At 74.6% G+C, this 19,835-nt stretch carries 20 protein-coding genes; 9 read left to right on the top strand and 11 right to left on the bottom strand.

From position 1 onward, the window contains the following. Positions 1-122 precede the first annotated feature (122 nt). Positions 123-2,789, top strand: coding sequence for a cellulose binding domain-containing protein (locus ABZY13_RS30505; protein ID WP_356636451.1), 2,667 nt, complete (start codon positions 123-125; stop codon positions 2,787-2,789). Positions 2,790-3,074: 285 nt separating this feature from the next. Here the strand turns inward: ABZY13_RS30505 and ABZY13_RS30500 are convergent, their stop codons facing one another. After that, positions 3,075-3,815 carry a class I SAM-dependent methyltransferase gene (locus tag ABZY13_RS30500; RefSeq protein ID WP_356636449.1) on the bottom strand — a complete coding sequence of 247 codons (741 nt, stop codon included), beginning with the start codon at positions 3,813-3,815 and terminating at the stop codon, positions 3,075-3,077. 8 nt (positions 3,816-3,823) lie between these two features. Further along, complete coding sequence (locus ABZY13_RS30495; RefSeq protein ID WP_356636447.1) at positions 3,824-4,129, bottom strand: 4a-hydroxytetrahydrobiopterin dehydratase; 306 nt, start codon at positions 4,127-4,129, stop codon at positions 3,824-3,826. Between the two features lie 167 nt (positions 4,130-4,296). Here ABZY13_RS30495 and ABZY13_RS30490 point away from each other — a divergent pair, with 167 nt between their 5' ends. After that, positions 4,297-5,160 carry a helix-turn-helix transcriptional regulator gene (locus tag ABZY13_RS30490; protein ID WP_356636445.1) on the top strand — a complete coding sequence of 288 codons (864 nt, stop codon included), beginning with the start codon at positions 4,297-4,299 and terminating at the stop codon, positions 5,158-5,160. 59 nt (positions 5,161-5,219) lie between these two features. Continuing rightward, on the top strand, positions 5,220-6,038 hold the full coding sequence (locus tag ABZY13_RS30485; RefSeq protein ID WP_356636443.1) for an SAM-dependent methyltransferase: 819 nt from the start codon (positions 5,220-5,222) through the stop codon (positions 6,036-6,038). Between the two features lie 30 nt (positions 6,039-6,068). On the opposite strand, the gene ABZY13_RS30480 is transcribed toward ABZY13_RS30485, so the two are convergent. From ABZY13_RS30480 to ABZY13_RS30465, 4 genes are all read right to left on the bottom strand, one after another. Continuing rightward, complete coding sequence (locus tag ABZY13_RS30480; protein WP_356636441.1) at positions 6,069-6,818, bottom strand: glycerophosphodiester phosphodiesterase family protein; 750 nt, start codon at positions 6,816-6,818, stop codon at positions 6,069-6,071. Between the two features lie 65 nt (positions 6,819-6,883). Beyond that, positions 6,884-7,312, bottom strand: coding sequence for an OsmC family protein (locus ABZY13_RS30475; RefSeq protein WP_356636439.1), 429 nt, complete (start codon positions 7,310-7,312; stop codon positions 6,884-6,886). A 109-nt stretch (positions 7,313-7,421) separates the two neighbouring features. After that, positions 7,422-9,521: a phage holin family protein gene (locus ABZY13_RS30470; RefSeq protein WP_356636437.1), complete on the bottom strand. Its 2,100-nt coding sequence runs from the start codon at positions 9,519-9,521 to the stop codon at positions 7,422-7,424. Between the two features lie 79 nt (positions 9,522-9,600). Beyond that, on the bottom strand, positions 9,601-10,014 hold the full coding sequence (locus ABZY13_RS30465; RefSeq protein ID WP_356636435.1) for a hypothetical protein: 414 nt from the start codon (positions 10,012-10,014) through the stop codon (positions 9,601-9,603). A gap of 83 nt (positions 10,015-10,097) precedes the next feature. Between ABZY13_RS30465 and ABZY13_RS30460 the strand changes: the two genes are divergently transcribed. Together ABZY13_RS30460 and ABZY13_RS30455 are read left to right on the top strand one after the other, a co-directional pair. Next, positions 10,098-10,871, top strand: a complete 774-nt coding sequence (locus tag ABZY13_RS30460) for an MBL fold metallo-hydrolase (protein WP_356636433.1) — start codon at positions 10,098-10,100, stop codon at positions 10,869-10,871. Next, the gene (locus ABZY13_RS30455) at positions 10,868-11,488 is read left to right on the top strand and encodes a VTT domain-containing protein (protein ID WP_356636431.1); all 621 of its coding nucleotides are present in this window, start codon (positions 10,868-10,870) and stop codon (positions 11,486-11,488) included. Before ABZY13_RS30460 ends, ABZY13_RS30455 begins: the two co-directional genes overlap by 4 nt. A gap of 163 nt (positions 11,489-11,651) precedes the next feature. On the opposite strand, the gene ABZY13_RS30450 is transcribed toward ABZY13_RS30455, so the two are convergent. The 4 genes from ABZY13_RS30450 to ABZY13_RS30435 all read right to left on the bottom strand — a co-directional run bounded on the left by ABZY13_RS30450 (position 11,652) and on the right by ABZY13_RS30435 (position 15,643). Further along, the gene (locus ABZY13_RS30450; protein WP_356636429.1) at positions 11,652-12,713 is read right to left on the bottom strand and encodes an MBL fold metallo-hydrolase; all 1,062 of its coding nucleotides are present in this window, start codon (positions 12,711-12,713) and stop codon (positions 11,652-11,654) included. Continuing rightward, on the bottom strand, positions 12,710-14,005 hold the full coding sequence (locus ABZY13_RS30445; protein ID WP_356636427.1) for an aminotransferase class I/II-fold pyridoxal phosphate-dependent enzyme: 1,296 nt from the start codon (positions 14,003-14,005) through the stop codon (positions 12,710-12,712). Before ABZY13_RS30445 ends, ABZY13_RS30450 begins: the two co-directional genes overlap by 4 nt. Positions 14,006-14,092: 87 nt before the next feature. Further along, positions 14,093-14,692 carry a hypothetical protein gene (locus ABZY13_RS30440; RefSeq protein WP_356636425.1) on the bottom strand — a complete coding sequence of 200 codons (600 nt, stop codon included), beginning with the start codon at positions 14,690-14,692 and terminating at the stop codon, positions 14,093-14,095. 156 nt (positions 14,693-14,848) lie between these two features. Then, entirely contained in the window at positions 14,849-15,643 is a 795-nt protein-coding gene (locus tag ABZY13_RS30435) for an RNA polymerase sigma factor SigF (protein WP_356636423.1), read from the bottom strand. 253 nt (positions 15,644-15,896) lie between these two features. Here ABZY13_RS30435 and ABZY13_RS30430 point away from each other — a divergent pair, with 253 nt between their 5' ends. Beyond that, on the top strand, positions 15,897-17,708 hold the full coding sequence (locus ABZY13_RS30430; protein ID WP_356636421.1) for a thiamine pyrophosphate-requiring protein: 1,812 nt from the start codon (positions 15,897-15,899) through the stop codon (positions 17,706-17,708). Between the two features lie 360 nt (positions 17,709-18,068). Here the strand turns inward: ABZY13_RS30430 and ABZY13_RS30425 are convergent, their stop codons facing one another. Next, entirely contained in the window at positions 18,069-18,206 is a 138-nt protein-coding gene (locus tag ABZY13_RS30425) for a hypothetical protein (protein ID WP_356636419.1), read from the bottom strand. 145 nt (positions 18,207-18,351) lie between these two features. Here ABZY13_RS30425 and ABZY13_RS30420 point away from each other — a divergent pair, with 145 nt between their 5' ends. Genes ABZY13_RS30420 through ABZY13_RS30410 form a run of 3 tightly spaced genes read left to right on the top strand, consistent with a single transcriptional unit; the run spans position 18,352 to position 19,701 of the window. After that, a complete protein-coding gene (locus ABZY13_RS30420; RefSeq protein ID WP_356636417.1) occupies positions 18,352-18,720 on the top strand; it encodes a DUF2795 domain-containing protein in 369 nt (122 codons plus the stop codon). 10 nt (positions 18,721-18,730) lie between these two features. Beyond that, entirely contained in the window at positions 18,731-19,144 is a 414-nt protein-coding gene (locus ABZY13_RS30415; RefSeq protein WP_356636415.1) for a CBS domain-containing protein, read from the top strand. Between the two features lie 8 nt (positions 19,145-19,152). Next, positions 19,153-19,701, top strand: coding sequence for a type 1 glutamine amidotransferase domain-containing protein (locus ABZY13_RS30410; RefSeq protein WP_356636482.1), 549 nt, complete (start codon positions 19,153-19,155; stop codon positions 19,699-19,701). The last annotated feature ends 134 nt before the right edge of the window (positions 19,702-19,835 follow it).

The following is a 19,835-nucleotide window of genomic DNA, read 5'->3' as shown; positions in this document are numbered from 1 at the left end:
GGGCGGTCCCCCAAGCGCACAGGGGGCCGCCCGGTCGTCCGTCCCGGCATGCCGATGGCATGCCTCAGGCACATGCACCGCACCTTTCCTGTCCTTCTCCCCCAAGAAGGGATCCCCACACCGTGCGAAGAAAGCGCATTCTCACGACCGTGCTCGCGCTCGCGGCCGGTCTGATCGCCGGCGCGCCGCCGGCGATGGCGGCCGAGGCCGACGCCGGCAGGGCCGAGGTGTCGATCGCGGCCGACACCTACACCTGGAAGAACGCCCGCATCGACGGCGGCGGCTTCGTCCCCGGCATCGTCTTCAACCGCAGCGAGCCGGACCTCGCCTACGCCCGCACCGACATCGGCGGCGCCTACCGCTGGCAGGAGTCGACCAAGACCTGGAAGCCGCTGCTGGACCACGTCGGCTGGGACGACTGGGGCCACACCGGCGTGGTCAGCATCGCCTCCGACTCCGTCGACCCGAACCGCGTCTACGCGGCGGTCGGCACCTACACCAACAGCTGGGACCCGGGCAACGGAGCCGTGCTGCGCTCCACCGACCGGGGCGCCAGCTGGCGAAAGGCCGACCTGCCGTTCAAGCTGGGCGGCAACATGCCCGGCCGCGGCATGGGCGAACGCCTCGCCGTCGACCCGAACCGCAACAGCGTGCTCTACCTCGGCGCGCCCAGCGGCAAGGGCCTGTGGCGGTCGACGGACTCGGGCGCCACCTGGTCGCAGGTGGCGAACTTCCCGAACGTCGGCAACTACGCCCAGGACCCGAGCGACACCTCCGGATACGCCAGCGACAACCAGGGCATCGTCTGGGTCACCTTCGACGAGTCCACCGGCAGCGCCGGCAACGCCACCAGGACCGTCTACGTCGGCGTCGCCGACAAGGAGAACGCCGTCTACCGCTCGACGGACGCGGGCGCCACCTGGTCCCGGCTCGCCGGGCAGCCCACCGGGTACCTCGCGCACAAGGGCGTCCTCGACGCGAAGAACGGCTACCTGTACCTGGCCTACAGCGACACGGGCGGCCCGTACGACGGCGGCAAGGGCAAGCTGTACCGGTACGCCACCGCCACCGGCGCCTGGACCGACATCAGCCCGGTCGCCGACGCCGACACCTACTTCGGCTACAGCGGCCTGACCGTCGACCGGCAGAACCCGGGCACGGTGATGGCGACCGCGTACAGCTCCTGGTGGCCGGACACCCAGATCTTCCGCTCCACGAACAGCGGCGGGACCTGGACCAAGGCGTGGGACTACACGTCGTACCCGAACCGCGAGAACCGCTACACCATGGACGTCTCGTCCTCCCCCTGGCTGACCTGGGGCGCCAACCCGTCGCCGCCCGAGCAGACGCCGAAGCTCGGCTGGATGACCGAGGCGCTGGAGATCGACCCGTTCGACTCCAACCGCATGATGTACGGCACCGGCGCGACGATCTACGGCACCGAGAACCTGAAGAACTGGGACACCGGGGCCAAGTTCACCATCAAGCCGATGGTGCAGGGCCTGGAGGAGACCGCGGTCAACGACCTCGCCGCTCCCCCGTCCGGCGCCCCGCTGCTCAGCGCCCTCGGCGACATCGGCGGCTTCCGCCACACGGACCTGACCAAGGTCCCGTCGATGATGTTCACCCAGCCGAACTTCACGTCCACGACCAGCCTCGACTACGCCGAGTCCAACCCCGGCACGGTGGTCCGCGCCGGCAACGTCGACTCCGGCCCGCACGTCGCGTTCTCCACGGACAACGGCGCCAACTGGTTCGCCGGCACCGACCCCTCCGGCGTGACCGGCGGCGGCACCGTCGCGGCGGCGGCGAACGGCAGCCGGTTCGTGTGGAGCCCGCAGGGCGCGGGCGTGCACTACGCGACCGGATTCGGCACCTCGTGGACCGCGTCGTCGGGCATCCCGGCGGGCGCGATCGTGGAGTCGGACCGGGTCGACCCGATGACCTTCTACGGCTTCAAGTCCGGCAGGTTCTACGTCAGCACGGACGGCGGCGCGACCTTCACCGCGTCCGCGGCGACCGGCCTGCCCTCCGGCGACAGCGTCCGCTTCAAGGCGCTGCCCGGCGTCAAGGGCGACGTGTGGCTCGCGGGCGGCGCGCCGGACGGGGCGTACGGGCTGTGGCACTCGACGGACGGCGGCAGGACGTTCACCAAGCTGTCCAACGTCGAGCAGGCCGACACCATCGGCTTCGGCAAGGCGGCGGCCGGCTCCTCGTACCAGACGCTGTACACCAGCGCGAAGATCGGCGGGGTGCGCGGCATCTTCCGCTCCACCGACAAGGGCGCGACCTGGACCCGGATCAACGACGACGCCCACCAGTGGGGCTGGACGGGCGCGGCGATCACGGGCGACCCGCGGGTGTACGGCCGGGTGTACATCGCCACCAACGGGCGGGGGATCATCTACGGCGACTCGTCGGACTCCGGCACCGTTCCGGATCCCGAGCCGGACCCGGATCCGCCGGCCGGCGCCTGCGCGGTGACGTACAAGGTCACCAACCAGTGGTCCGGCGGCTTCCAGGCGGACGTCCAGGTCACCAACACGGGCACGAGCGCGTGGTCCGGCTGGACGCTGGGCTTCACCTTCGCCGACGGGCAGAAGGTCGGCCAGATGTGGAACGCCGAGTTCACCCAGTCGGGCACGGCGGTGACGGTGAAGAACGTCGGCTGGAACGCCAACGTGGCGCCGGGTTCGTCGGTGGGCTTCGGCTTCACCGGCACTGCGCCGGGCACGAACACGAAACCGGCCGCGTTCAAGGTCGGCGGCCAGAGCTGCACGGTGAGCTGAACCAGGGCCGAGGGCGCGTGCCGGATGCGGCACGCGCCCTCTCCTCCTGCGCCGGCGGCCCGCCGGCCACGGTGTGTGGACCGTCGGCCGGGGGGCCGTCGGCATGCCCCGATGAAGAAGCTCCGGTGCGGTGGCGGTTGCAGCCGGTGTTCTGCCGGGCGACGCCCGTGCGGCACGTCGTGTCGTGCAGCAGCGTGGTGATCCGCGTGCCGGTCCCGTGCGGGGAGCCTCCCTTCCCTCAGTGGTCGCCGACCGCCGTCGGGCTGCCGTGCGCCGCGAAGACCTTCACCGTTCGTTCCTGCGGAACGCCAGGACGGTGAACCAGGGATCGGGGCGCGGCCGGTCCTGGTCGGGGAGGGCCGCGAGGCGGGCGGCGAAACGGTCGGCGCGCGGGTCGCCGGGCGGCAGCGTCATGAACCAGCCGCGGCGCAGGTCGGCGATGGTGCGCCGAGGGCTGCGTCCCTGGCCGGCGCCCCGGAAGCGGGTCCGCCCGGCGGGCAGCAGCCCGTGTGCGGCGGCGTACGACGCGACGGCGGCCGCCTCGTCCACGGCGGGCAGACGGGGCCGGTCGGCGAGGACGGCGTCGATGTCGCTGCCGACGTTGTGGGCCGCGGCCTTGTCGACGGTGGTGACGTACACCCCGCCGGGACGCAGCACGCGGGCGCACTCGCCGACGACCGCTCGGACGTCCGCCGGGCCGGACAGCAGATGGAGCAGCCAGACGCTGCTCACCGCGTCGAACCGGCCGTCCGGGAAGGGGAGTCGGCGGCTGTCGGCGAGAACGACGGCGCCGGGGAGGCGGGCGGCGGCGCGCCGGGCCATGGCCTCGGTGAGATCGGCGCCGAGGACGCGCAGCCCGGGGCGGGCGAGGCGCCGGGTGACGATGCCGGTGCCGCAGGCCACGTCGAGCAGGCTGCGCGCGTCGCCGGGTATGAGGCCGAGGACGGCTTCGGCGGCGGCCTGCGCCCTGGGCTCGCCGCCGCGCAGGCCGTCGTACCGCTCGGCCTCCGCGCTGTAGTCCAGCACGGCGGGCCTCAGCCGGCGCCGTGCGCCGGGGCCAGGGACTCGACCCGGCGGGCCAGTTCGAAGTCGAGCGCGGTGAGCCTGCCGCCGACGCTGTGGGTGCTGACGGTCAGGGCGACCGTGTCGTAGCCGAGCGTGAGGTCGGAGTGGTGGTTCAGCTCGTCCTGCACGGCGGCGACGTGCATCACGAGGGCCGCCGCCGCGACGTGCGAGGGGAGCCGGTAGGTGCGGGCGAGCCGGTTCCCGTCGGCGGTCCAGCCGGGCAGTTCGGCGAGCCGGTCCTCGATCTCCTGCGGCGACAGCGGTTCGACGGCCATGGCGCGCTCCCTCGGTACATGACATGGGGGTGGGGGGGGTCGTACGGGTGGAACCGGTGCCTGTTCAGCGTGCCACAGGCGGGGCGTGACGGGGCTGGTCTGTGAGACGGGTGGGTGAACATGACACACTGCAGACGGACTTCCGGCGCGTAGGGGAGGCGTGGCGCGTGAGTGAACGGCGGCCCGCGCCGACGGTCGGGCAGGTGGTGCTCGGCAAACGGCTCCAGGAGCTGCGCGAGGCGGCGGGGCTCAGGCGCGAGGAGGCGGCCCGCGTGCTGCGGGTGGCGCCGGCGACCGTGCGGCGCATGGAGATGGCCGAGGTCACCCTGAGAATCCCGTATCTGCAGATCCTGCTGCCCGCGTACGGCGTCCCGGAGGACGAGGTGGCCGCGTTCGTGTCCCTCGCCGAGGAGGCCAACCAGCCGGGCTGGTGGCAGCGGTTCCACGATGTGCTGCCGGACTGGTTCAGCCTGTTCGTCAGCCTGGAGGGCGCGGCGCGGATGATCCGCTCCTACGAGCCGCACTTCGTGCCCGGTCTGCTGCAGACCGAGGAGTACGCGCGTGCCGTGCTGGAGGCCGGGACGATCGGGCAGGAGGGCGCGGAGACGATCGAGCGGCATGTGTCGCTGCGGCTGGCCCGGCAGAAGCTGCTGCACCGGCCGGACCCGCCCCACCTGTGGGTGATCATGGACGAGACGGTGCTGCGGCGGCCGGTGAGCACCCGGCCCGAGGTGATGCGCGGCCAGTTGGACCGGCTGCTGGAGGCGGCCGAGCTGGACCATGTCACGCTGCAGGTCGCGGAGTTCGCCAACGGCCCGCACCCGGGCACGTACGCGCCGTTCGCGCTGTTCCGGTTCGCCGAGCCGGAGTTGCCGGACATGGTGTTCACCGAGTACCTCACCGGCGCGCTGTACCTCGACTCGCGTACCGAGGTCTCCGCGCATCTGGAGGTGCTCGACCACATGACGGCGCAGGCCGCGTCGGCGCAGCGCACGAAGAAGATCCTGCAGGAGTTCCGCGGGGACTTCTGAGGCCGGCCCGTTTCCGGACGCCCCGACTCCTGTCCGTCCATCCGAGGAGAGCAATCCGCATGACCGCTTCCGACGCCGAGCCCGCCGTCCGCATCGACACCAGCCGGCCGCATCCGGCGCGGGTGTACGACTGGTGGCTGGGCGGCAAGGACAACTATCCCGTCGACGAGGAACTGGCGCGCAAGATCCTCGCCGCGGACAGCACCGCCGTGCGCGGCGCCCGCGCGAACCGCCGGTTCATGCACCGGGCGACCCGGGCGGCGGCGCAGTCGGGAATCCGGCAGTTCCTGGACATCGGCACGGGCATCCCGACCCGGCCCAACCTGCACCAGGTCGCCCAGGAGGTCGCTCCGCAGGCGCGGGTCGTGTACGCGGACAACGACCCGATCGTGCTGCGGCACGCGGAGGCGCTGCTGCACGGCTCGCCGGAGGGCAGTACGGACTACGTGCACGCCGACGTGCGGGACCCGGACACCATCCTGCGGCTGGCCGCCGAGACGCTGGACCTGACCCGGCCGGTGTCGCTGTCGCTGGTCGCGCTCACCCACTACCTGGGCGAGGCGGCCGGACAGGGCAATGTGTACGACCTGCTCAGGACGTACGTCGACGCGCTGCCGTCGGGCAGCCTGCTGGTGCTGTCGCAGGTGACGCCGGACATCGCCCCGGAGGGCGTGGCGCAGGCGGCGCGGCTGTTCGAGCGCAGCGGCACGCCGTTCTTCCCGCGCACCCGCGAGGAGTTCACCCGCTTCTTCGACGGTCTGGAGCTGCTGGAGCCGGGGATCGTGCCGGTGACCGAGTGGCGGCCGCAGGAGGAGGACGTGGCGGCAGCGGCGGAGGGCGAGGTGCCGGTGTACTGCGGGGTCGCCGTCAAGGGCTGATCCGCACGGAAGGACGGCCCCGCCCCGGCGTCAGTCGCGGCGGGGCGCCGGCGCGGGGGCGGGGCCCGCGAGGGCGGTCGCGCGCCGGGGGCGGTCGGTGACCACGACGTCCACCCGGGGGTCGCCGAGGAAGGTGCGCAGTCCGGCGTCGTCGTTGACCGTCCACACCATGGCGAACAGGCGGTGCCGGGCCGTCTCGCGCAGCACGTGGGCGCGGGCCAGGCGGTGGTGCACGGCGACGCCGTCCGCGCCGCAGGCGCGCACCCGGCGCAGCGGGAACAGCTCGCTCGCGCGGACCGCGGCGACCCGCCCGGCCGGGATCTCCTTGCGGTCCCTGCCCAGCGACAGCAGGGTGCGCACGCCGGGGAAGGCCCGCTTGATCTCGGCGACGGAACGGTCCTCGAGGGTGGTGGCGACGAATCCGTCCGCGCCGAGCAGCGCGACGGCCCGCGCGGTCAGCTCGCGTTCGTAGCCGGTCTCCTTCAGATCCAGGTGGCCGAGCATGCGGCCGGCGATCAGCTCCAGGACCTCGTCCACCACCGGCACCGGGCGGCCGGCGCGGGCGTTCAGCTCGGCGTGGGTGATCGCCGACACCAGGGGTCCGGTGTGGCCCGCCCGGGCGTCGTGGTGCACGACGAAGACGCCGTCGGCGGTGCGTCGGACGTCGAACTCGGCGTACCGCGCGCCCGAGTGGGGCGCGTCCTCGTACGCCTCCCGGGAGGCGGCGGGGAAACGTTCCGTCCCGCCGCGGTGGGCGGAGACGGCGGGGCGTCGCGGCATGGCGGTCGGCTCCGGGGGTGTCGCGGGCCGCCCGGAGGGACGGCCCGCAGCGGGTGTCACGAGCGTCAGACGAGCTTGGCGTCGAGCGTGATCGGCACGGCCTTGAGGGCCTGGCTGACCGGGCAGTTCACCTTGGCGTCCTCGGCGGCCGCCTGGAACGCCTCGTTGTCGATGCCGGGGATGGTGGCCTCGACGGTGAGGTGGATGCCGGTGATGCCCTCGCCCGGCTGGAAGGTCACGTCGGCGGAGGTGACCAGCTTGGTGGGCGGGGTGCCCGCCTTGGCGAGGCCGTTGGAGAAGGCCATGGAGTAGCAGCTGGAGTGGGCGGCGGCGATCAGCTCCTCCGGGCTGGTCCTGCCGTTGGCCTCCTGGGCGCGGGAGGCCCAGGTCACCGGCTGCTCGCCGATGGCGCCGGAGGAGTCGAAGGTGACGACGCCGTTGCCCTGGAGCAGGTCGCCTTCCCAGACGGTGTGCGCGGAGCGGGTGGTTGCCACGGTTGTTCCTTTCGCATGCTGCGGACGGCCCCCGTGGGACCGGGGTCTTGGGCCCTATCCGATCACATTACGGCGCGCCGGGCGGCCAACGGCGGATGGCCGGCGTCGGTCAGGCCGCCGTCTCCCGGTCCGGCCGGGCGGGCAGCGGCGCCCGGTGTCCCGCGCACTCGCGCAGCCAGCGCCGCAGCACCCGGTGCACCTGTTCGGCGCCGACCGGCTCCGTCCCCTCCGCGGCGGGCGCGGACAGGGCGAGCGGCGACATCAGGAACGGCTTGGACTGGGCGCCGCCGAGGCCGCCGTGCGAGCCGATCTGCTCCTCGAAGGCGAGGACTTCGCCGTCGGCCGGGTCGTGGAAGGAGTTGACCATGATGTCGGCGGCGTGCGGGAAGGAGTGCGTACGGCGCACCGCCTCGGCCGCGCCGGGGCCGAACCCTGCGAGGGGGCCGGGGTGTTCGTCGTCCAGCTCGTCCACCGGCGCCTCGGCTCCGTACGCGCCGAGCACGACGCCGCCGTGCCGCTCGTCGGCGACCAGCAGGAAACCGATGCCGGGATGGTTGGCGAGGGTCGGCAGCAGCGCCGGGTGACGGGCGTCGATCTCCTCCTTGGTCATGCGGTGGTGCACGTCCGGGAACGAGATCAGCCCAAGGTTGCCGGAGGCCAGCACGATCGGCTCGGAGCCGCGCGCCGGGCGGTCCTGCCCGGCGTCCTCCTCCACGGGCCGGCGCAGCGCCGCGCGGACCGCCGCCCGGGCCTCCGCGCCGCTGCGGGTGCGCCCCGCCCGGCGCGGCACGGGCAGCCCGCAGCCGGCCCGCACCAGGTCGGCGAGGGTGAGCCCGTAGCGGGCGCGGAACGTCTCGCCGGGGCTCTGGCCGTGGTCGGACAGCAGGACGATCCGGTAGGGGCGCGGGGCGTGCTCGGCGACCTTCTCGATCAGCGCCAGCGAGCGGTCGAGCCGGGCGAGCACCTTCTCGGCGTCGCGGCTCGCCGGCCCGGAGTGGTGCGCCACCTCGTCGTAGGCCACCAGGTCGGCGTAGACGGCGGTGCGCCCGGCGAGCAGGTCGCCCACCACGGCGGCGACCACGACGTCCCGTTCGACGACGGTGGCGAAGGCGCGGACGAAGGGATACAGCCCGCCGCGGGAGACGCGCGGGCGGTCGCCGCGCAGCCGGGCCGCGGTGGACTGGGCTATCTCCCGGCCGGCCTCGGCGACGAAGGACAGGGCGGTGCGCACGGCGTTGGCGGGGTCGGAGAAGTAGGCGAAGTAGCCCGCGCGGGACCGGTTCTCCGTGCCGCGCCGCCGGGTGGCGATGGACAGCACCAGGGCCTGTTCGTCGGCGCCGCCGCCGAAGAGGTTGCCGCGGCTGGCGCCGTCCACGGCGAGCAGTCCGGGGTCGCCGGTGCGTTCCACGGCGCGGCGCTGCAGCAGGGCGGCGCTGGTCGGGCGGTTGCTGACCATCACCTCCTGGCGGTCCTTCTCGTACCAGCGGAACGCGGGGACGTCGAAGGTGCTGCCGTGCAGGATGCCGAGCTGGCTGGCGCCGGTCTGGCTGGACCAGTCGGTGCGCCAGGGGGTGAGCCGGTGGGTGGGGCCGCCGGGGGCGGCGGGGTCCCCGGGCGTCCCGCGGCCGAGCATGCGGGCGACGGTGGGCATCAGGCCCTTGGCCACGGCGGACGTCAGCACGTCGTGGCCGACGCCGTCGAGCTGGAGGAACACGATCCCGTGGGTGACCGGGCCGGGCGGCAGGGGTCTGCGGCGGCGGTCGGCGAGGCGGTAGAGCCGGCGCCGGTAGGCGTCGTCGTCGCGCACGGCGAGCGCCCCGCCGGTGGCCGAGGCGACGGCGGACATGGCGGCGGCGACCAGGACCGCCGTCTCCGGCTCGGCCGCGCCGCGTTCGGCCGGGTTGAGATCGAGGGCGAGCAGCAGCAGCGCGCCGTTGAGGAAGAACACCAGCAGTCCGAGGACCAGCGCGGGCACCAGCAGCAGCAGGCGGACCAGCAGCGGCCACACGAGTGCGGACAGCAGCCCGAACGCGCCGGCCCCGAACGCGGCCGTGACGGCGATGTCCGTGGCACTGTCGCCGTCCGCCGAGCGCAGTTGGAAATCCGGCAGGACGCCGGCGAGCACCAGCATGGTGACGGTGCCCGCCGCCCACACCGCGACGCTCCGCCCGACCTGGCTGACGATCCGCCGTCCACGCCCACCCAGCACGCCCTGCCCACCTCACGTCCCGGCCCGCCGGCTGCCCGGGCCCGCACCCAGCGTGTCACACCGTGCCGGCCGGGCCCCGCTACCGGCCGTCGTAGCCGGCGGTCGGCATGGACAGCCGGCGGTGCACCCGGGCCTTCATCTGCGCGTCGTACGACGGCTCCGCGCACCCGACCGTCTCCACCCGCACCCCGCGGCGGGCGCACTCCGCGGCGAACTCCTCGACCGACGAGAGCGCGCGTTCCAGCACCCGGCGGCTGGGCGCGACGAACACGTCGGAGCCTGCCCGCACCCCTTCCCACAACATGCCGTGGTCGGGCCGCAGGCCGCGCACCAGCAGCTCGCGGGTGACGACGTAGCCGCGCTCGGCGGCCCAGCGGGCGCACATGGCGTGCTGGCTGCGCGAATCCACCAGGAAGGGGTCGGCGTCGAGCTCCTCGAGCGGCGTCAGGCTGGCGATGGCCGTGACGCGGACCGGACCGGCGCCTTCTCCCATGGCGTCCCCCTCACCTCACGGTTTCGCCGCAGACCCTACTCCTGCCCGTACGCTTCGGGGAGTCGCGCGAAGGAGGCAAAGAAGTGCCGGTGGAGATCACCTGGTGGGGGCACGCCACCTGCACCGTCGCCGACTCGGACGTACGCCTGCTCACCGATCCCCTGTTCGCACGCCGGCTCGCGCATCTGCGCCGCCGCCGGGGCGCGTTGCCCCCGCCGGACGCCCGGCGCGCGGACGCCGTGCTGATCTCGCATCTGCACGCCGATCATCTGCATGTGCCGTCGCTCGCGCCGCTCGCGCCGGGCACGCGCCTGCTCGTGCCCCGGGGCGCACGCCGTGCGGTGCCGGCGCTGCGCCGGCTCGCGCATCTGGACGTGACCGAGGTGGCCCCCGGGGACGCGATGCGGATCGGGGCGCTGGACGTCCGGGTGGTGCCCGCGCTGCACGACGGCCGGCGGCTGCCGTTCGGCCCGCGCCGCGCCCCCGCGCTCGGGTATGTCGTCGAGGGCGGAGCGCGCACCTACTTCGCCGGGGACACGGGCCTGTTCGACACGATGGCGGACGAGGTGGGACCCGTCGACGTGGCGCTGCTGCCGGTCGGCGGCTGGGGGCCGTACCTCGGCGAGGGCCACCTCGATCCCGGGCTGGCGGCCGAGGCGCTGGCGCGGCTGGCGCCGGCCGCCGCGGTGCCGGTGCACTACGGCACCTACTGGCCGATCGGGATGGACGCCGTGCGCCCCCACGAGTTCCACACGCCCGGCGAGGAGTTCGCCCGGCTCGCCGCGGTGCGCGCGCCGAAGGTGGCGGTGCACCGGCTCGCCCACGGCGAGGGCGTACGCCTGGAGGTCGCCCGGTGACCTGGCTCGCGGCCGCCGCGACGAACCCGGAGACGACGCAGCAGGCGTTCGGCTATCCGACGCTGTTCCTGCTGGTGCTGGCCGGCGCGCTGGTGCCGGTGGTGCCGACCGGCGCCCTCGTCAGCTCGGCGGCCGTGGTCGCCTTCCACCAGACCGCCCCGTTCTCGCTGGCGCTGGTGTTCGTGACGGCGTCACTGGCGGCGTTCCTCGGGGACGGCACGCTGTACTGGCTGGGGCGGCGCGGGATGCGGTCGAGGAACGGCTCGCGCTGGCTGGAGGCGATCCGGGCGCGGGCGCCGGAGGACCGGCTGGCGCAGGCCCAGGAGAAGCTGGCCGACCACGGGGTGGCGGTGCTGGTGCTGTCCCGGCTGGTGCCGGCGGGGCGGCTGCCGGTGATGCTGGCCTGCCTGCTGGCGAAGTGGCCGCTGCGCCGCTTCGCCCGCGGCAATCTGCCCGCCTGTCTGGCGTGGGCGGTGACCTACCAGCTGATCGGCATCCTCGGCGGCTCGCTGTTCCCCGAGCCGTGGGAGGGCGTGGTCGCCGCGGTCGCGCTCACCCTGCTGATCAGCGCGGCCCCGGCGGTGTGGCGGCGGCTGCGGAGGGCGGCGCGGGCGTAGGGCGGGCGGCGGAGGCGTGGGCCGGGGGGGGCGGGCGTGGGTCGAGGGCGCGGGCCGGGCGCGCGGGCGTGGGCCGGAGTGCGCGACAGGCCGGGCGATCATGGGCCGACAGCGCGCGACAGGCCGGGCGGCGCGGGTGTGCACCGGCCCGGCGCGCCGGCGGTCACTCCAGTACGCGCGAGCCGCCCACCGGCAGGTCCCACAGGTCGTCGCGGTCCAGGCCCGCCTTCCGCCACGCGGCCCGCACTCGGCGGAGCGGCTCCAGCACGGGCTCGGCGGACAGGACGAACGTCGCCCAGTGCATGGGCGCCATCCGACGGGCGCCCAGGTCGCGCACCGCCCGCACCGCCTCCTCCGGGTCGCAGTGGACGTCGCTGAGCCACCAGCGCGGGTCGTAGGCGCCGATGGGCATGAGGGCCAGGTCGATGCCGGGGTAGCGGCGGCCGATCCGCGTGAACCAGTGGCCGTAGCCGGTGTCGCCCGCGAAGTACACGCGCCGGCCGTGCGGGTCGGTGAGCACCCAGCCTCCCCACAGGGAGCGGCAGGTGTCGGTCAGGGTGCGCTTGGACCAGTGGTGGGCGGGGACGAAGTCGAAGCGGACGCCGTTCAGTTCGGCGGCCTCCCACCAGTCCAGCTCGGTGACGCGGGTGAAGCGGCGGCGGTGGAACCAGCCGCCGAGGCCGGCCGGCACGAACACCGGGGTGTCGCGCGGCAGTCTGCGCAGGGTGGGGGCGTCCAGGTGGTCGTAGTGGTTGTGGCTGATCACCACCGCGTCGACGGGCGGCAGTTCGCGCCAGGGCACGCCGACGGGCGTGATCCGCGCGGGCGTGCCGAGGATGCGGCGGGACCAGACCGGGTCGGTGAGGACGGTGAGGCCGCCGACACGCAGCACCCAACTGGCGTGTCCCGCCCAGGTGACGGCGACGGCGCGGGCGTCCACGCGGGGCAGCGGGCGGGGCTCGAAGGGCAGGTCCCGCACCCCGGCGAGGCCCTCGCGGCCCGGCCGTATCGCGCCCTCGCGGGCGAAGCGGGCGGTGGCCTTCAGGCCGGGCAGGGGGGCGGTGAGCCGGTCGTGGAACGTGCGCGGCCACACCCTGCGCTCCCCCAGCGGGCGCGGTTCGGCGAGGGGCGGGAAGGGGGGCGCGAGCGGGGACCGGGACGGGTCCGCGGGGTCGTCGGCGTCCCGGGGGGACGTGCTCGCGGTCGACTCGGACTGCTGCGTCATCGAGGAGGCTCCCATCGCTGAGCGTCGTCGCTGAGATGGTCGAGGACCGACCCGAGTCTGCTCAACGCGCCGCGCACTCGCGGCAGTTCCAGCGGATCGGGCGCGTCGAGGCAGGCGGCGCGCTCCGCGTCGGGACCCGTCGCGCGCTCCGCGTCGAGACCCGTGGTGCGCCCGGCGTCGCCCGTGCCGAGCAGCGGGCCCGTGCACAGGCGGACGCGCAGCGCGCCCAGGTCGTCGCCGAACCGGTGGCCGCCGGGCGCGGGCATGTCCAGCCGGCCGGCCAGGAAGTCCTCCAGTTCCTGTGCGTCCCCCACGCCCCGCTCGGCGAGCGCGGACCGGAACGGGGCGAGGTCGGCGTACAGGTGGCGGCCCGCCCTCGGGGGCACGGCCAGGGCGCCGGCGGCCACCACGGTGTCGTGCACGGCGCGGGCGAGGCGGGCGTGCAGGGCGACGGTGGCGGTGACGCGGCGGCGCACCGGTTCGGGCTCGTCCAGGGCGTGCGCGGCAGCGGCGGCGACCGGGGCGGCGACGCGGGCGTCGAGCGCGGTGAGCACGTCCAGCACACGGGCGCGCAGCCCCTCGGCGTCCTCGCCGACCGCGAAGCGGGCGACGGCGGCGGGCCAGCCGGCGGGCAGCAGCGCGCCGGCCAGGTCGGTGACGACGGTGACCCGGTCGGGCAGCATCTCGGCGGGGCTGACGAGCACGGTGTCGCGCGGGGCGTGCAGGGTGTCGCGCCAGGTCTCGTCGCTGACCAGGTGCAGGCCCTCCCCCGCAGCGGCCTCGACGGCCTCGTGCAGCACCTCGGGGGGCGCGACGGTGGCGGTCGGGTCGTCGGCGACGGACAGCACCAGCAGCCGCGGGTCGCCGCCCTCGGCGCGCACCCGGCGCACGGTCTCCAGCAGGGCGTACGGATCGGGCACGCCCCCGCACTCGGCGGGCGTCGGGACGTGGAAGACGGGTCTGCCGAGCAACCGGGCGTACGGCGCCCACCAGGCGGCGCAGGGCCGGGGCGCCAGGACGTCGCCGCCGAGCGCGGCGGTGAGCGCGAGCAGCAGGGCGGGGGCGCCGGAGGCGGCGACGACGCGGTCGGGGCGGACCGGGAGTCCGCGCCGGTCCCAGTAGCCGCAGGCCGCGGTGAGCAGGGCGGCGCCGCCGCCGACGGGCTCGCCGCCGGGCCGGGTCGCCGCGGCGGCGAGGACCTCGGAGAGTTCGGGCAGGACCGGGAGCCCGTCCTCGGGGAGGGGCGGCCCGTAGCGGACGGGTCCGTGACCGGCCGGCTCCGTCCGCCGCATGGGTACCTCCGGTGTGCCGCTCGAGCCGCGTGCCGCTGGCGCCGCTGGTTGCCTGTCGTGCCTCTGCGTACCCAGACTGCCCCGGTGTCAGCCGTTCATGGGCGGACGCGTGCGGCGCAGCCGGTACGCCGCCCCGCCGAGGGCGCCGGCGATCAGCACACCGCCGGCCACCAGGGCGGTCGCCGACCCGCCGAAGGCGCCGCCCGTGCCGGCGCGGACGCCGTGCCGGACGGGGGCGGGGGTGCGGGTGTGGGCGGGGGGAGGGACCGGGGCGGGGGTGCAGGGGTCGTGCGGGGCGGGGTGTTCTCCGGGCTCGTGCTTTCCGGCGTCGTGCTTTGGGGGGGCGCCGGGCTCGTCGTGCTTCTTCGGGGGGTCGTGCTTCTCCGGCGCGTCGGGCTCGAAGGGATCCTCGGGCTCGACGGGCTCTTGGGGTTCATGGGGCTTCCCGGGCGCGAAGGGGTCCTCGTGCTCCCCCGCCCCCTCCGGCGCGAGGGGATCTCCGTGGTCCCGCTCCCCCGGCTTGGGACACGGCCCGTCCGGCGGCCCTGCGTCCGCGAAGACCGCGGCGGGGCGGGCCCGCTCCGCCGGTTGCGCAGGCGCCGCGGGGACGGCGCCGGCCGGGGAACCGCCGGCCAGGCAGCCACCCGCCAGGGCGGCGACGAACAGGACACGGACGCTGCGACGCATGGGCGGGCTCCTCGGGGCACGGGGACGACGGTGACGACGGCGGGAGCACGCCGTCCGTGCCCCCACGGCCATCACAGCCCTCCCCCGCGCCTCCCGCGCGCGGCCCGCACCCATTGGCGGCAACCGGGACCCCGTGCGGGTGACGCCAGACCGGCGTTACGTCGCGTCGCGCAGCACCTGCTCCCGCAGCCGGACGCAGCAGCGGTTGATCAGCCGGGACACGTGCATCTGCGAGATCCCCAGCTGCTCGGCGATCCGGCTCTGCGTCATGTCCCCGAAGAAGCGCAGGTACAGAATGGTCCGCTCGCGCTCGGAGAGCGCGGCGAGCCGGGGCCGCACGGCCTCCCGGTCCACCACCGTGTCCAGGGCGGGGTCCGGAGAGCCGAGCACGTCGCCGAGCGAGGAGCCGCCCTCGGCGCCGGACAGCTCCGCGTCGAGGGACAGGGCGCTGAAGGACTCCAGCGCCTCCAGGCCGGCCTTCACGTCCTCCTCGCTCAGGCCGGTGTGCCCGGCGATCTCGGCCACGCCCGGACGCTGCCCGGAGGTGGTCGCGGCCAGTTCCTGGCAGGCCGCCCGCACCCGGTTGCGCAGCTCCTGCACGCGCCGGGGCACGTGCAGGGTCCACATGTGGTCGCGGAAGTGGCGCTTGATCTCGCCGGTGACGGTGGGGACGGCGTAGCTCTCGAAGGCGTTGCCGAGGGCGGGGTCGTAGCGGTCGACGGCCTTGACCAGGCCGAGGGCGGCGACCTGGCGCAGGTCCTCGTAGGACTCGCCGCGGCTGCGGAACCGTCCGGCGATCCGTTCGGCCATGGGCAGCCAGGCCTCGACGATCTCCGCGCGCAGGGCGTCGCGGCGGGGGCCGGGAGGCAGGGCGGCGAGTTCGCGGAAGGCGTCCGCGGTGTCGGGGGCGTCGTCGTGAGGGTGGTGCTTCGCGGTCGCTGGGGTACGCATGATGCGCAGCAACTCCCTGCTGGGTGCTCTGGGTCGGGCGGTCACCGTGGGAGCGCGGGCGCGACCGGCGGCCGTGCGCGGGCGGCCCCCGCGGCGGGGGTCTTCCCACGGACGTGCCTCCGGTCCGAAGCACGGGGGTGCGCCTGCCCAACCCCCCGGGCGCCAAACCACGCCTTTTCCACGGCAGGTTTTCGGGCGGCGGGCGGGGTGACTCGTACGGTCGCGCCACCGGGCGCCGAGAGGGAGGACGTCCATGAGCACCCAGGTCTCCGACCATGTCCTGCAGCGGCTGCGCGACTGGGGGGTGGAACATGTCTTCGGCTACCCCGGCGACGGCATCAACGGTCTGCTCGCGGCATGGGGCCGCGCGGAGAACCGGCCGCGCTTCATCCAGTCCCGGCACGAGGAGATGTCCGCGCTCCAGGCGGTCGGCTACGCCAAGTTCAGCGGCCGGCTCGGCGTGTGCGCGGCGACGTCGGGTCCGGGCGCGATCCATCTGCTGAACGGCCTGTACGACGCCAAGCTGGACCATGTGCCGGTGCTGGCGATCGTCGGCCAGACACACCGCACGGCGATGGGCGGCTCGTACCAGCAGGAGGTGGACCTGCACTCGCTGTTCAAGGACGTCGCCTCCGACTTCCTGGAGACGGTGACGGTTCCCGAGCAGCTGCCGAACGTCCTGGACCGGGCGATCCGCACGGCGTACGCCCGCCGCTGCCCGACCGCGGTGATCATCCCCGGCGACGTGCAGGAGCTGGACTACTCGCCGCCGACGCACGACTTCAAGATGGTCCCCTCCAGCCTGGACCGCAGCGGCTGGACGGCGGTGCCCTCGGAGGAGTCCCTGCGGCGGGCGGCGGAGGTCCTCAACACCGGGGACAAGGTGGCGATCCTGGTCGGCCAGGGCGCGGCCGGCGCGCGCCGCGAGGTCGAGACGATCGCCGACCTGCTCGGCGCGGGCGTGGCGAAGGCGCTGCTCGGCAAGGACGTGCTCAGCGACGAACTCCCGTACGTCACCGGCTCGATCGGGCTGCTGGGCACCCGTCCCTCGTACGAGCTGATGCGCGACTGCGACACCCTGCTCACGATCGGGTCGTCGTTCCCGTACTCGCAGTTCCTGCCGGAGTTCGGCAAGGCGCGGGGCGTGCAGATCGACCTCGACCCGCACATGGTGGGGATGCGCTACCCGTACGAGGTGAATCTGGTCGGCGACGCGCGCGAGACGCTCCAGCGGCTGATCCCGATGATCGAGTCGGGGCGCGGGCGCGAGTGGTTCGAGACGGTGTGCGACAACGTCAAGGACTGGCGGCAGGTGATGGAGCGCCGGGCGGAGCTGTCGGCCGACCCGGTGAACCCGGAGTACGTGGCCCGCGCCCTGGACCCGCTGCTGCCGGCGAACGCGATCGTCACCTCCGACTCCGGTTCGACCGCCAACTGGTACGCGCGCCATCTGACGATGCGGCCGGGGATGCGGGGTTCGCTGTCCGGGACGCTGGCGACGATGGGCTGCGCGGTGCCGTACGCGATCGGTGCGAAGTTCGCCCATCCGGACCGGCCGGTGGTGGCGCTGGTCGGGGACGGGGCGATGCAGATGAACGGGCTCGCGGAGATGATCACGGCGGCCAAGTACCGGGACGCCTGGGAGGATCCGCGTCTGGTGGTGGGCGTGTGGAACAACCGGGACCTGAACCAGGTGACGTGGGAGCTGCGGGCCATGGGCGGGGCGCCGTCGTTCCTGCCGTCGCAGGAGCTGCCGGACGTCCAGTACGCCGCGTTCGCCCGTTCCCTCGGCCTGACCGGCATCCGGGTGGAGAAGCCGCAGGACGTGGAGGCGGCCTGGCGGGCCGGACTGGAGGCGGACGGCCCGGCGGTGATCGAGTTCCTGACCGATCCGGCGGTGCCGCCGATCCCGCCGCACGCCACCTGGGAGCAGATGGAGGCCACGGCCGCGTCGCTGCTGCGCGGTGACGCGGACCGGGGCTCGGTGCTCAAGCAGGGCATCAAGTCGAAGATGCAGGAGTTTCTGACCCAACGGCCGGAGCAGGGCCCGGACGCGCAGGACTGACCTCGGCGGGGGCGGCGGCCCGGCGGCGGGCGAGCCACAGGCCGGCCGCCGTCGCCGCCGAGGCCGCGCCCAGGACGACGACCGCGCCGGCCAGGCTGCCGGTGGCGGCGGCACGCCGATCAGCGCGACGGGGCAGACGAACTCGCCGAGGAGGAACGCCGCCGTCCACAGCCCGGTGCCGCGCCCGCGGTCGGCGTAGTCGAGGCGGGACATCGCCGCCGTGACCAGCGAGGGCAGCAGCACGCCCGTGCCCAGGCAGTTGATCACCGCGCCGGCGATCAGCACCGCCGGGTGGGAGGCCATGCCTCCACGAGCGGTGGGGGCGGGGGGTGGAGCCGACTGTCCGCCCTGCGGCCACGCCTAGCCCTCCAGCGATCGAATCTCCGGATCGCCCCCATCCGTCCCGTGGATGCCCGGAAGCACCGTTTCCTCGTAACGCCCCATCGCCAGCATCACGCCGAGCAACAGGAACGGAATGAGCACAGCCAGCAGTGCCATGTGGCCTGTCCTTCCCCGGATCGCCGCGTGGGGGGTGGGGGTGGGATTCCGGCGTCGGGTGTCCGGCTTTCCGGCCCGCAAACCCGGTGTCGGCCTCCCCGGGCTCGGGTACGCGGAGCGCACCCCCGAACATCTGGAGCGAAACATGCAGCGAGGCAGTGACCGGCTGAGCGTCCACCGGGACGAGGAGATGAAGCACGAACTGCAGGGGCTGCTCAGGTCGGGCCATCCCACCCGCAGCGAGGAGTGGCACGACCCCGAGCCCGCCGCCGACGACGACCCGCGCATCGCGGGCGGGCCGGCCATGCCGGGCTCCCTGCCGGAGGTCCGGCTCGAGCTGGGCAGGATCCTCGGCCGCAGCGCGTTTCCGGCCGGGCCGGGCGAGCTGATGGGCGTACTGCGCCGCAAGAACGCGCCGGACGCGCTGATCGAGCCGCTGAAGCGGCTGCCGCGTTCGGCCCGCTATGCCAATGTCCAGGAGCTGGCGCGGGACCTGACCCGCGAGGAGCGCTGAGGAGGCGGCCATGGCCGAGTTCGTGAGGGAAGTGATGACCCCGGGCGTGGTCGCCGTCCGCCCGGACGCGTCGCTGGTGGAGGCCGCGCAGCTGATGCGCACCCAGGACATCGGCGACGTGGTGGTGGCCGACGGCCAGCGCGTCGTCGGCATGCTCACCGACCGTGACATCACCGTGCGGGCGGTGGCCGAGGGGCTGGACCCGCTGACGGTGAGCGCACAGCAGGTGTGCACCCCGGAGCCGCTGGTGGTCCGCCCGGAGGACCCGGTCTCGACGGCGGTGGCGCTGATGCGGGAGAAGGCCATACGGCGGCTGCCGGTGGTCGAGGACGGGCTCCCGGTCGGCGTCGTCACCCTCGGCGACCTGGCGATGGCCCAGGAGCCGGACAGCGCACTCGCCGACATCAGCAGGAAGGGACGGTGAACGACCCCATGCGCATCGCGTTTCTGACCGCACCCGAGGGCGTCGAGCAGGTGGAGCTGACCGACCCGTGGCAGGCGGCGGCCGACGCCGGTCACCGGCCGGTGCTCGTGTCGACGCAGCCGGGCGAGGTCCAGGCGTTCCACCACCTCGACAAGGCGGACACGTTCCCCGTGGACGAGGTGGTCGGCGAGACGTCCGCCGACTCCTTCGACGCCCTGGTGCTCCCCGGCGGCGTCGCCAACCCCGACTTCCTGCGCACCGACGAACAGGCGGTCGGCTTCGTGCGGGACTTCTTCACCCGGGGCAGGCCGGTCGCGGCGATCTGCCACGCCCCGTGGACACTCGTCGAGGCGGACGTCGTGCGGGGCCGGGTGCTGACCTCCTGGCCCAGTCTGCGCACGGACATCCGCAACGCGGGCGGGACCTGGGTGGACGAGCAGGTCAAGGTCTGCGACCACGGCACGAACAAGCTGGTCACCAGCCGCAAGCCGGACGACCTGAAGGCGTTCTGCGAGACGTTCCTGGAGGTGTTCGCCCAGGAGACGGCGTCGGCGTAGCGGCCGGGCGGACAGCCGCGGGGGGGCGGGGCGGGGGGGGGCCGGCCGCCCCCCCCCCCCCGGCGGCCCCCCAGCGCCCCCCGGGGCGCGCCCCCCCCCCGCCCCCCCCCCCCCCCCCCCCCCCCCCCCCCCCC

Source organism: Streptomyces sp. NPDC006610 (genome assembly GCF_040611575.1).
GTDB lineage: Bacteria > Actinomycetota > Actinomycetes > Streptomycetales > Streptomycetaceae > Streptomyces.
The sequence above is the reverse complement of the archived record's forward strand: the minus strand, read 5'-3'. Positions and strand labels throughout refer to the sequence as shown.

Excerpts from the sequence above, each read along its gene's own strand:
- ABZY13_RS30440 (WP_356636425.1), bottom strand. The coding sequence starts at position 14,692 with ATGCGTCGCAGCGTCCGTGTCCTGTTCGTCGCCGCCCTGGCGGGTGGC.
- ABZY13_RS30480 (WP_356636441.1), bottom strand. The coding sequence starts at position 6,818 with ATGCCGCGACGCCCCGCCGTCTCCGCCCACCGCGGCGGGACGGAACGT.
- ABZY13_RS30425 (WP_356636419.1), bottom strand. The coding sequence starts at position 18,206 with ATGGCACTGCTGGCTGTGCTCATTCCGTTCCTGTTGCTCGGCGTGATG.
- ABZY13_RS30485 (WP_356636443.1), top strand. The coding sequence starts at position 5,220 with ATGACCGCTTCCGACGCCGAGCCCGCCGTCCGCATCGACACCAGCCGG.
- ABZY13_RS30495 (WP_356636447.1), bottom strand. The coding sequence starts at position 4,129 with ATGGCCGTCGAACCGCTGTCGCCGCAGGAGATCGAGGACCGGCTCGCC.
- ABZY13_RS30415 (WP_356636415.1), top strand. The coding sequence starts at position 18,731 with ATGGCCGAGTTCGTGAGGGAAGTGATGACCCCGGGCGTGGTCGCCGTC.
- ABZY13_RS30420 (WP_356636417.1), top strand. The coding sequence starts at position 18,352 with ATGCAGCGAGGCAGTGACCGGCTGAGCGTCCACCGGGACGAGGAGATG.
- ABZY13_RS30465 (WP_356636435.1), bottom strand. The coding sequence starts at position 10,014 with ATGGGAGAAGGCGCCGGTCCGGTCCGCGTCACGGCCATCGCCAGCCTG.
- ABZY13_RS30435 (WP_356636423.1), bottom strand. The coding sequence starts at position 15,643 with ATGCGTACCCCAGCGACCGCGAAGCACCACCCTCACGACGACGCCCCC.
- ABZY13_RS30445 (WP_356636427.1), bottom strand. The coding sequence starts at position 14,005 with ATGCGGCGGACGGAGCCGGCCGGTCACGGACCCGTCCGCTACGGGCCG.
- ABZY13_RS30430 (WP_356636421.1), top strand. The coding sequence starts at position 15,897 with ATGAGCACCCAGGTCTCCGACCATGTCCTGCAGCGGCTGCGCGACTGG.
- ABZY13_RS30410 (WP_356636482.1), top strand. The coding sequence starts at position 19,153 with ATGCGCATCGCGTTTCTGACCGCACCCGAGGGCGTCGAGCAGGTGGAG.
- ABZY13_RS30450 (WP_356636429.1), bottom strand. The coding sequence starts at position 12,713 with ATGACGCAGCAGTCCGAGTCGACCGCGAGCACGTCCCCCCGGGACGCC.